General features: G+C 69.3%; 9 protein-coding genes. 8 read left to right on the forward strand and 1 reads right to left on the reverse strand.

The window, feature by feature from the left end; genetic code table 11:
- Positions 1–109 precede the first annotated feature (109 nt).
- From AC1DDU_RS14895 to AC1DDU_RS14925, 7 genes are all read left to right on the forward strand, one after another.
- Entirely contained in the window at positions 110–1,573 is a 1,464-nt protein-coding gene (locus AC1DDU_RS14895; protein ID WP_477435415.1) for an alpha,alpha-trehalose-phosphate synthase (UDP-forming), read from the forward strand.
- Positions 1,570–2,361 (forward strand): trehalose-phosphatase, encoded by a 792-nt coding sequence (gene otsB, locus AC1DDU_RS14900; protein ID WP_477435417.1) that lies wholly within the window; start codon positions 1,570–1,572, stop codon positions 2,359–2,361. Before AC1DDU_RS14895 ends, otsB begins: the two co-directional genes overlap by 4 nt.
- 50 nt (positions 2,362–2,411) lie before the next feature.
- Positions 2,412–4,118, forward strand: coding sequence for a dihydroxy-acid dehydratase (gene ilvD / locus AC1DDU_RS14905; protein WP_477435419.1), 1,707 nt, complete (start codon positions 2,412–2,414; stop codon positions 4,116–4,118).
- A gap of 47 nt (positions 4,119–4,165) precedes the next feature.
- Positions 4,166–5,971 (forward strand): acetolactate synthase large subunit, encoded by a 1,806-nt coding sequence (locus AC1DDU_RS14910; RefSeq protein WP_477435421.1) that lies wholly within the window; start codon positions 4,166–4,168, stop codon positions 5,969–5,971.
- Between the two features lie 2 nt (positions 5,972–5,973).
- A complete protein-coding gene (ilvN, locus tag AC1DDU_RS14915) occupies positions 5,974–6,483 on the forward strand; it encodes an acetolactate synthase small subunit (protein WP_477435423.1) in 510 nt (169 codons plus the stop codon).
- A 1-nt stretch (position 6,484) separates the two neighbouring features.
- Complete coding sequence (ilvC, locus tag AC1DDU_RS14920) at positions 6,485–7,579, forward strand: ketol-acid reductoisomerase (RefSeq protein ID WP_477436850.1); 1,095 nt, start codon at positions 6,485–6,487, stop codon at positions 7,577–7,579.
- A 135-nt stretch (positions 7,580–7,714) separates the two neighbouring features.
- Positions 7,715–8,980, forward strand: a complete 1,266-nt coding sequence (locus AC1DDU_RS14925) for an alpha-L-fucosidase (protein WP_477435425.1) — start codon at positions 7,715–7,717, stop codon at positions 8,978–8,980.
- Positions 8,981–8,986: 6 nt separating this feature from the next.
- Here the strand turns inward: AC1DDU_RS14925 and AC1DDU_RS14930 are convergent, their stop codons facing one another.
- On the reverse strand, positions 8,987–10,138 hold the full coding sequence (locus tag AC1DDU_RS14930; RefSeq protein ID WP_477435427.1) for an ROK family transcriptional regulator: 1,152 nt from the start codon (positions 10,136–10,138) through the stop codon (positions 8,987–8,989).
- Between the two features lie 190 nt (positions 10,139–10,328).
- Here AC1DDU_RS14930 and AC1DDU_RS14935 point away from each other — a divergent pair, with 190 nt between their 5' ends.
- Entirely contained in the window at positions 10,329–11,591 is a 1,263-nt protein-coding gene (locus tag AC1DDU_RS14935; RefSeq protein WP_477435429.1) for an ABC transporter substrate-binding protein, read from the forward strand.
- The last annotated feature ends 2 nt before the right edge of the window (positions 11,592–11,593 follow it).

The following is an 11,593-nucleotide window of genomic DNA, read 5'->3' on the forward strand; positions in this document are numbered from 1 at the left end:
CGCGCCGGCACGGATAGCCGCGCGCCGGCGGGTGCGCAAGCCCCGTGTCGGCGGCACGGGGCGCTGTTAGCCTGGGCATGCCGAGTCCACGAAACCGTCAGGAGACCGCGTGACAGAGCACGAACGTGCGAGCGATTCCACCCGTCAGGCCGAACTGGTCGTCGTCGCCAACCGCCTCCCGGTGGACCGCGTACAGGAGGGCGACGACGAGCCGGGCTGGCGCCGCTCACCCGGCGGGCTGGTCACCGCGCTCGAGCCGGTGATGCGCCGCACCGACGGCGCCTGGGTCGGCTGGCCGGGTCAGCCCGACATCGACGTCGCGCCGTTCGAGTTCGAGGGCACGCATCTGGTGCCGGTGCGGCTGAGCGCGGACGACGTCGAGCTCTACTACGAGGGCATGTCGAACGACACGTTCTGGCCCCTGTACCACGACGTCATCTCCCCGCCCCGCTACCGCCGCGTGTGGTGGGACGCGTACGTGCGGGTCAACCGCCGCTTCGCGGAGGCCGCCGCAGGCGTCGCGGCCCCGGGCGGGACGGTGTGGGTGCAGGACTACCAGCTCCAGCTCGTGCCGCAGATGCTGCGGGAGGCCAGGCCCGATCTCACCATCGGCTACTTCCACCACATTCCCTTCCCTGCATACGGCCTGTATTCGCAGCTCCCGTGGCGGCGGCAGGTGCTGGAGGGACTGCTCGGCGCCGATGTCATCGGCTTCCAGCGGGTGGCGGATGCCGGCAACTTCGCCCGCGCCGTCAGGCGGCAGCTGCGTTACCAGACCAAGGCGACGGGCATCACGGTGCCCGAGGCCGACGGCACCACCCGCATCGCGCTGGCGAAGGCGTTCCCGATCTCCATCGACACCGGCTCGTACATCGAGATGGCGGAGCGTCCCGACATCCAGGCGCGGGCCGCGGAGATCCGCGAGAGCCTGGGCAATCCGCGGAAGATCCTGCTGGGGGTGGACCGGCTCGACTACACGAAGGGCATCCGGCACCGTCTGAAGGCCTTCGGCGAGCTCCTCGAGGACGGCCGCATCGACGTCGAGGACGTCACGCTCGTGCAGGTCGCCAGCCCCAGCCGGGAGCGCGTCGAGGCGTACATGCAGCTGCGCGATGAGATCGAGCTGACCGTCGGGCGCATCAACGGCGACCGCGACACGATGGGGCACACCGCGATCCGCTACCTGCACCAGGCGTTCCCCCGCGAAGAGATGGCGGCGCTCTTCCGCGCCGCCGACGTGATGCTCGTCACGGCGCTGCGCGACGGCATGAACCTCGTCGCGAAGGAGTACGTCGCGACGCGCACCGACAACCGCGGGGTGCTCGTGCTGAGCGAGTTCGCGGGTGCGGCCGACGAGCTGTCCAGCGCCATCCGCATCAACCCTCACGACATCGACGGGATGAAGGAGGCGATCATGCGCGCGATCGAGATGCCGCCGGCCGAACAGGGCCGGCGCATGCGAGCGCTGCGCAAGAAGGTGCTCGAGAACGACGTCGCGACGTGGTCGCAGTCGTTCCTGCAGGCCCTCGACGAAGCCCGGGCGGCCCACCGCGCGAAGCGGGCCGACGCGTGACGCGGACGGCCGACGCGGCCGGCGACGAGATCGCGGGGCTCGCGGCATCCGATCGCCTCCTGGTCGCGCTCGACTTCGACGGGACCCTCTCGCCGCTCGAGGACGAGCCGATGGACGCCCGGATGCTGCCTGCCGCGCGCCGGGCGGTGGAGGCTCTGGTCGCCGCACCCGACACCGTCGTGGCGTTCGTCTCGGGCCGCAGCCTCGTCGACCTGCGTGTGATCGCCGAGCACCGCGACGACTCGCGGGTGCTCCTGGCAGGCTCCCACGGCGCCGAGTTCTGGATCCCCGGTGAGGGCGTGGTCAGCCACGCGGAAGAAGCGGGCGACGCACAGCTGCGCGACACGCTCCGCGCGCATGCCGAACAGGCGACGGCGCACCTGGACGGCGTCTGGATCGAGCCGAAGACGTTCGGGTTCGGGGTGCACACGCGCAAGGCGGCCGCCGAGGCGGCGCGCGAGGCCGACCGGCTCGTCGACGGGATCGTCGCGAAGGAGGCGCCGCACTGGCGCCGGCGCACCGGGCACAACATCGTCGAGTACGCGTTCCGGCACGAGGGCAAGGACACGGCGATCGCCGAGCTGCGCCGGCGCACCGGCGCCACGGCGGTGCTGTTCGCCGGGGACGACGTGACCGATGAGGACGCGCTGGCGAGCCTCGGCGAGGGCGATCTGGGCGTGCGCGTCGGGGGAGGGGAGACCGCGGCGGCCGTCCGCGTGCCCGACATCGCGGCGCTCGCCACCCTGCTCACGCAGCTCGCCGCCGAGCGCGAGCGACGCCGCGGATAGCCGTCGTCACGGGAGCGAACGGCATCGCCGAGCGGGAATAGACTCGGACAATGGCCCAGCCCGACAACTCCATCGACATCAAGCCTCGCAGTCGCGTCGTCACCGACGGGATCGAAGCCACCACGTCCCGCGGCATGCTCCGCGCCGTCGGCATGGGCGACGAGGACTGGGACAAGCCGCAGATCGGCATCGCGTCGAGCTGGAACGAGATCACCCCCTGCAACCTGAGCCTGGACCGTCTGGCGCAGGGCGCCAAGGAGGGTGTCCACGCCGGCGGCGGCTACCCGCTGCAGTTCGGGACGATCTCGGTGTCGGACGGCATCTCGATGGGCCACGAGGGCATGCACTTCTCGCTCGTCTCCCGCGAGGTCATCGCCGACTCCGTAGAGACCGTCATCATGGCCGAGCGCCTCGACGGCTCGGTGCTGCTGGCCGGGTGCGACAAGTCGATCCCCGGCATGCTGATGGCCTCGGCCCGCCTCGACCTCTCGAGCGTCTTCCTCTATGCCGGCTCGATCGCGCCGGGCTGGGTCAAGCTCTCTGACGGCACCGAGAAGGACGTCACGATCATCGACTCGTTCGAGGCCGTGGGCGCGTGCCTGGCGGGAAAGATGAGCGAGGCCGACCTCAAGCGCATCGAGTGCGCCATCGCCCCGGGCGAGGGCGCGTGCGGCGGCATGTACACCGCCAACACGATGGCCTCCGTCGCCGAGGCACTGGGGCTCAGCCTCCCGGGCTCGGCCGCGCCGCCTTCGGCCGACCGCCGCCGCGACTACTTCGCCCACCGCTCCGGCGAGGCGGTCGTCAACCTGCTGCGTCAGGGGATCACCACGCGCGACATCCTCACCAAGGAGGCGTTCGAGAACGCGATCGCCCTGGCGATGGCGCTCGGCGGCTCGACCAACGTCGTGCTGCACCTCCTCGCCATCGCGCGCGAGGCCGACGTCGAGCTGAGCCTGCACGACTTCAACCGCATCGGCGACAAGGTCCCGCACGTGGCCGACATGAAGCCGTTCGGGAAGTACGTCATGAACGACGTCGACCGCCACGGCGGGATCCCGGTCATCATGAAGGCGATGCTCGACGAGGGGCTGCTGCACGGCGACGCCCTCACCGTCACCGGCAAGACGCTCGCCGAGAACCTCCGCGACCTCGACCCGGACCCGGTCGACGGCACCGTCATCCACACCTTCGACAACCCGATCCACGCCACCGGCGGCCTCACGATCCTCCACGGCTCGCTGGCGCCCGAGGGGGCGGTCGTGAAGACGGCCGGCTTCGACGCGTCGGTGTTCGAGGGCCCCGCGCGCGTGTTCGAGCGCGAGCGCGCCGCGATGGACGCGCTGGAGGCCGGCGAGATCCAGGCCGGGGACGTCGTGGTCATCCGCTACGAAGGCCCCAAAGGCGGTCCGGGCATGCGCGAGATGCTCGCCATCACCGCCGCCATCAAGGGCGCGGGGCTCGGAAAAGATGTACTACTCTTGACGGACGGACGATTCTCAGGCGGCACAACCGGCCTGTGCATCGGCCACATAGCACCCGAAGCGGTGGACGCAGGTCCCATCGCCTTCGTGCGCGATGGTGATCTGATACGGGTCGATATCGCGGCTCGCACTCTCGACCTACTCGTCGACGAGGCTGAGCTTGACTCCCGCCGCTCTGGCTGGGAGCCGCTTCCCCCGCGCTATACCCGTGGCGTCCTTGCCAAGTACTCCCGACTCGTGCGCTCCGCTGCGGAGGGCGCGACCACCGGTTGAGCCTGGCTTCCGACATCCCCTCCGACCGATTTCAGAGGAATCCCACCATGTCAGCCGACACCGCCGCGGCCGTTCCCCGGCCGCCAGCCCGCACCGCCTCGACGCCCGTGCTCACGGGCGCGGAAGCGGTCGTCCGTTCTCTCGATCTGCTGGGGGTGACCGACGTCTTCGGGCTTCCCGGCGGCGCGATCATGCCCGTCTACGACCCGCTCATGGACGACGAGTCCGTGCGCCACATCCTCGTCCGTCACGAGCAGGGCGCCGGCCATGCCGCTGAGGGCTATGCCGCGGCATCCGGTCGCGTGGGCGTCGCCATCGCGACCTCCGGACCGGGGGCGACCAACCTCGTCACCGCGATCGCCGACGCCTACATGGACTCGGTGCCGATCGTCTGCATCACCGGCCAGGTCTTCTCGACCCTGATGGGGACGGATGCCTTCCAGGAGGCCGACATCGTCGGCATCACGATGCCGATCACCAAGCACTCGTTCCTGGTGAAGCGCGCCGAGGACATCCCCGGTGCGATCGCTGCCGCCTTCGAGATCGCCTCGACGGGCCGCCCCGGACCCGTGCTGGTGGACATCACCAAGGACGCCCAGCAGGCCGAGGCGCCGTTCGTGTGGCCGCCGAAGATCGACCTGCCCGGCTACCGGCCGGTGACGAAGGCCCACGGCAAGCAGATCAACGCGGCCGCACAGCTCATCGCCGACGCCAAGAAGCCGGTCCTGTACGTCGGCGGCGGCGTCATCCGCGCCCAGGCGTCGGACGAGCTGCGTGCCCTCGCGGAGTCGACCGGGGCTCCCGTCGTCACCACGCTGATGGCGCGCGGCGCGTTCCCGGACTCGCACGCGCAGCATCTCGGCATGCCCGGCATGCACGGCACCGTGCCCGCGGTCCTCGCGCTGCAGGATTCCGACCTGATCGTGGCGCTCGGCGCGCGGTTCGACGACCGCGTCACCGGCAAGGCCGCGCTGTTCGCTCCGAACGCGAAGGTCGTGCACGTAGACATCGACCCCGCCGAGATCTCGAAGATCCGCACCGCCGACGTGCCGATCGTGGGCGACCTCAAGGACGTGCTCGTCGACCTCGACGTCGCGTTCCGGGGCATCCACCCGGGCGGCGCGCTCGACATCGCCGAGTGGTGGTCGTTCCTCGACGGCCTGCGCGACGAGTTCCCGCTCGGCTACACGCAGCCGACCGACGGCCACATGGCTCCGCAGTATGTGATCCAGCGCATCGGCGAGCTCACCGGCCCCGAGGGCGTCTACGCCGCGGGTGTCGGCCAGCACCAGATGTGGGCGGCGCAGTTCATCAAGTACGAGCGTCCCAACGCCTGGCTCAACTCGGGCGGCGCGGGCACGATGGGCTACTCGGTCCCCGCCGCGATGGGCGCCAAGGTGGCCGAGCCCGAGCGCGTGGTGTGGGCGATCGACGGCGACGGCTGCTTCCAGATGACCAATCAGGAGCTCGCGACCTGCGCCATCAACAACATCCCGATCAAGGTCGCGATCATCAACAACTCGTCGCTGGGCATGGTGCGCCAGTGGCAGACGCTGTTCTACGACGGCCGCCACTCCAACACCGACCTCAACACCGGTCACGGCACCGTCCGCATCCCCGACTTCGTGAAGCTGGCGGAGGCCTACGGCTGCCTCGCGCTGCGCGTCGAGAAGGAGGAGGACGTGGATGCCGCCATCCAGCAGGCGCTGGAGACGAACGACCGCCCCGTGGTCATCGACTTCGTCGTGAGCGCGGACGCGATGGTGTGGCCGATGGTGCCGCAGGGCGTCAGCAACAGCTACGTGCAGTACGCGCGCGACCACTCGCCCGCCTTCGACGAGCAGGAGGACTGAACATGTCGAGTCACGTGCTGAGCCTCCTCGTCGAGGACAAGCCCGGTCTGCTGACCCGTGTCGCGGGACTGTTCGCCCGCCGCGGGTTCAACATCGAGTCCCTCGCGGTAGGCGTGACCGAGGTCCCCGGCCTCTCGCGCATCACCGTGGTGGTCGACGTCGACGAACTGCCGCTGGAGCAGGTCACCAAGCAGCTGAACAAGCTCATCAACGTCATCAAGATCGTCGAGCTCGAGCCGGTGGCGTCGGTGCAGCGCGAGCACATGCTGATCAAGGTGCGCGCCGACAACTCCACGCGGTCGAACGTGCTCGAGGTCGTGAACCTCTTCCGCGCGCAGATCGTCGACTACGCCCCCGACGCGCTTGTGGTCGAGGTGACCGGCGACAAGGGCAAGGTCGAGGCCTTCCTGCGGGCGCTCGAACCCTTCGGCATCAAGGAGCTGGCCCAGTCGGGCCTGGTCGCCATCGGCCGCGGCGGCAAGAGCATCACCGAACGCGTGCTGCGCGGCTGACATCCCCTACGAGCGTCTCGTCTCGCTTCGCTCGCTCAACGACCGAAATCAATCAAGGAGAAACACGAAGATGGCTGAGATCTTCTACGACGCCGATGCCGACCTGAGCATCGTCCAGGGCAAGAAGGTGGCGATCGTGGGCTACGGCTCGCAGGGCCACGCGCACGCACAGAACCTTCGCGACTCGGGTGTCCAGGTCGTCATCGCGCTCAAGGACGGCTCGAAGTCGATCGAGAAGGCGCAGGACGAGGGCTTCGAGGTCAAGTCGGTCGCCGACGCGGCCGAGTGGGCCGACCTCATCATGATCCTCGCGCCCGACCAGCACCAGCGCTCGATCTACAACGACAGCATCAAGGACAAGCTGACGCCCGGCAAGACGCTCGCGTTCGCACACGGCTTCAACATCCGCTTCGGCTACATCGAGGCTCCCGAGGGCGTCGACGTGATCCTGGTCGCCCCGAAGGCGCCGGGCCACACGGTGCGTCGCGAGTACGTCGCGGGCCGCGGCATCCCCGACATCATCGCCGTCGAGCGGGATGCCTCGGGCACCGCGTGGGCGACCGCGCTCTCGTACGCGAAGGCGATCGGCGGCACGCGTGCCGGCGTCATCAAGACCACCTTCACCGAGGAGACCGAGACCGACCTGTTCGGTGAGCAGGCGGTCCTCTGCGGTGGTGTGTCGCAGCTCGTCCAGTACGGCTTCGAGACGCTGACCGAGGCGGGCTACCAGCCGCAGATCGCCTACTTCGAGGTGCTGCACGAGCTAAAGCTCATCGTCGACCTCATGTGGGAGGGTGGCATCGCCAAGCAGCGCTGGTCGGTCTCCGACACGGCCGAGTACGGCGACTACGTCTCGGGCCCGCGCGTCATCGACCCGCACGTCAAGGAGAACATGCAGGCGGTGCTCGCCGACATCCAGTCGGGTGCGTTCGCGAAGCGCTTCATCGACGACCAGGACAACGGCGCCGTCGAGTTCCTCGAGCTGCGCGAGAAGGCCGCTGCTCACCCGATCGAGTCGGTCGGCAAGGACCTGCGTTCGCTCTTCGCCTGGAAGCAGCAGGACGAGGACTACGTGGAGGGCTCGGCCGCACGCTGATCCTCTCCTCGAAGGCCCGGCTCCCGTTCGCGGGGACCGGGCCTTCGGTGTGTTCGGGCCCCTCGCAGGGCGGAGACATCCGATGTCTGTGCCAGGATGGACCGACAGCACACGTGAGAGGCGAGTGGAGCGAGAATGCGACAGCAGTGGTTCGACGAGGCGCGATTCGGGATGTTCGTGCACTTCGGTCTATACAGCGCGGCGGCCCGGCACGAATGGGTGCAGAACTACGAGCGGCTGACCGACGAGGACTACCGCCAGTACTTCGAGCACTTCGACCCTGACCTGTTCGACGCACGCGCGCTGGCGCGTCGCGCGAAGGGCACCGGCATGGGCTACGTCGTGCTCACCACCAAGCACCACGACGGGTTCGCGCTGTGGAACACCGCGGTCAGCGACTTCAGCTCCGTGCAGGCGTGCGGGCGCGACCTGGTGCGCGAATACGTCGATGCCCTGCGCGAGGAAGGGCTGCGCGTCGGGCTCTACCACTCGCTCATCGACTGGCACCACCCTGACTTCACCGTCGATGTGAACCATCCGCGACGCGGGGACGACGTCACCGCGCTGAACGAGGGGCGCGACATGGCGCGCTACCGCGAGTTCCTCCACGCCCAGGTGCGGGAGCTGCTCACCGACTACGGGCAGATCGACTACCTCTTCTTCGACTTCACCTATCCCGACAGCGTCGACGACGGACTCGAAGGCAAGGGGCCGGACGACTGGGACGCCGAGCGCCTGCTGGCCCTGTGCCGTGAGCTGCAGCCGAACATGCTCGTCAACGACCGCCTCGGCATCCCCGGGGACTTCGTGACGCCCGAGCAGTACCAGCCGACGTCGCCGATCGTCGTCGACGGCGTGCCGCAGGTCTGGGAGGCGTGCCAGACGATGAACGGCTCGTGGGGGTACCACCGCGACAACACCGAGCAGAAGTCGCCGACCCTCCTCGTGCAGATGCTCGCCGACTCGGTGTCGATGGACGGCAACATGCTGCTGAACATCGGGCCCGACGGCCGCGGCGCCATCGCCCCGCGCGACGCCCGCACGCTGGGTGAGATCGGCGAGTGGATGCGGCTGCACCGCCGCGCGATCGTCGGCGCCGGACACGCGCCCTTCGAGCCGCCGCGCGAGGGCGTCTACACGCGCCGCGGGAACCGGCTGTACCTGCACCTGCTGTCGTGGCCGCTGGGCTTCGCGCACCTTCCCGGCCTCGCCGGAAAGGTCTCGTACGCGCGGTTCCTGCACGACGGGTCGTGGCTGCGCACGTCGGTCACCGATCCCACGCAGCAGGCCGGCCTGATGACGCCGGCGGGGGAGACGGCGGGCACGCTCACCGTGCACCTGCCCGTGACGCGGCCGGACGTCCTGGTGCCCGTCATCGAGCTCACGCTCGACGAGGACTGAGCGTCCTCACGCGGTGGGCAGCTCGATGTTGTCGAGCGCCCACCGCGCCGCACCGTGCAGGATCGCGTCCGCGCGCGTCTGCGCGGCTTCGATCCGCAGCTGCTGCGTCGCCAGCGGATGGCACGCCTCGTAGACGCGGCTGCGGACGGCCGCGATGAACGGCTCCGACGCGCTCATGCTGCCCGTCAGGAACACCGCGTGCGGGTTGAAGAAGTTGACCACGCCCGACAGCGCCTGCCCGAGGTGGGTGCCGGCGGTGCGGACGATGGTGGTCGCCTCGGGTTCGGCGTCGCGGGCGAGGGCGAGCACGTCCGCGGTGGTCTCGACATCCGTCCGTCCGCGTTCGCGCATCTGGCGCACGAGGCTGGCGCCACTGGCTACGGTCTCGAGGCAGCCGGTGTTGCCGCAGGAGCAGGGGATGTCGCCACTGCCGTCGATGCGGGTGTGGGTGATGTCGCCCGCCGCCCCGGTGGCGCCGCGATGGATGTGACCGTCGACGATGATGCCGCTGCCGATGGCCGTGCCGGCCTTGACGGTGATGCTGTGGCCGGCGGCCCCGAACTGCGCCCGGTGCTCTCCCAGCGCGGCGAGGTTGGCGTCGTTGTCGACTGCGACCGGCACACCGTAGCGGCGACGCACGTGGTCGGCGACGCGGAAGCCCGGCCATCCCGGCATGCGCGAGGGCTGCGTGACGGTTCCCGTCGCGATGTCGACCGGGCCGGGCAGGCTGATGCCGATCGCACGGATCGCGGTGTCGCGGGCGAACTCGTCGAAGACGCTGCAGACGGCGTCGAGCGTGGACTCGGGTCCATCGGCGAGCACAACGGGGATCGACCGGGTCTCGCGCAGCGCCCCGCTCAGCGAGTGCGCGCCGATGCGCGCGTGGCCGCCGCCGAGATCGACGGTCAGCACGACGCCGGATGCCTCGTCGATGCCGAGGAGCCTCGGCCGGCGTCCACCCCGTGAGGTGCCGTCGCCGCGCTCGTCGACGAATCCGGCTTCGATCAGGGATTGCACCCGCAGGCTCACGGTGGACGGCGCCAGCCCGAGTGCGGCGGCGAGCTCGCTGCGCGAGCGCGCCTCGCCGCGCGAGATCAGATCGATGATCCGCCGGGACAGGTCGTCGTCGCCGGCGGAGCGGTCGGTGTCGGGGGTCATGTTCCCTCTCGCGGGGTGTGGGCAAGCCGTGTTTCCGAGTTGTGACGAAGTATCACACGTCGATAAACATCCGATGTTCGGGTTGCGTCACCGATCGAAACCTGCGAGGGTGACTTGCGACACAAGAGTACAAGGTTAGTTCGACTAACGAAATAACCTGCACTGAACTGGCTGCCATAGGAGGCATTCGATGAAGAAGTTGCGCGTAGGCGCGGTGGCCGCGGCCACCGGCGTCGCGGTGGTCCTGACGGGGTGCGCGAGCGGTTCGGGCGGAGACCAGTCCGCGGACGGCAAGCCCACGATCGTCGTGGACATGTGGGCAGGCAGCGAGGACGACACGGCGGCGCTCGAGAAGCAGGTCGCGATCGCCCAGGCGGAGAACCCGGATGTCGTCGTCAAGCTCCAGACGGCGCCGTGGAACGACTTCTTCACCAAGCTCACCACCAACATGGCCAGCGGCAACATGGCGTGCGTCACGGGCATGAGCGGTGCGCAGCTCGGCGGCTTCACCGGCGGCTTCCGCGAGCTCTCGGACGACGACCTCAAGACGGCAGGCATCGACCTCGCCGACTTCAACCCCGGCGCCGAGGGCATCCTCAGCTTCGAGGGCGGCCTGTACGGCGTTCCCTTCGATGTCGCCACGATGCTCGTCTACTACAACCAGGACATGCTGACCGCGACCGGCGCGGCCACGCCCGAGATCGACTGGACGTTCGACGACTTCGAGAACATCGCGAAGTCGGCCACCGCCGACGGCAAGTACGGCTTCGGCATGGGCATGGGCGGCTACCAGTGGATGTCGATGCCGATCGCGCTGTCGGGCAAGCAGCCCGCGTCCGAGGACGGCACGCTCCACATCGACGACAAGGACTTCGTCGACGCGGCCTCCTGGTACTCGGGCCTGGTCACCGACCTGGGCGTCGCGGCACCGGTCGCATCGGCCTCCGACACCGGCTGGGGCGAGAACCAGTACACCGGCGGCAACGCCGCGATGGCGGTCGACGGCACCTGGAACGCGGTGAGCTACCTCAACAACGAGTCGGGCTTCGCTGCGGGCATGGCCCCGCTGCCCACGGGCGACCACGGCAACTCCGGTCCCATCCTCGGCTCGGGCTACGGCATCTCGAAGACCTGCGACAACCCCGAGGCGGCTCTGAAGGTCATGGGCTCGCTCCTCGGCAAGGACGCGCAGGACTACATCGCCTCGTCCGGCCGCTCGTACCCCGCGCGCACCGAGTCGCAGCCGCTGTACTTCGACTCGATCGACGAGCAGTACCGCGAGCAGGTCAAGACCGTCTTCGAGTCGGCCTTCGCCACCACGGTGCCGCTGTACATGACGAAGAACTGGGAGAAGCTCGACAGCTACATCCAGCCCAACCTCGTCAGCGTCTACAACGGCCAGATGGAGATGTCCGAGCTGCTGGAGACCGCGCAGGCGCAGTTCGGCAAGTGACC

The organism is Microbacterium sp. 05T445, assembly GCF_056395865.1.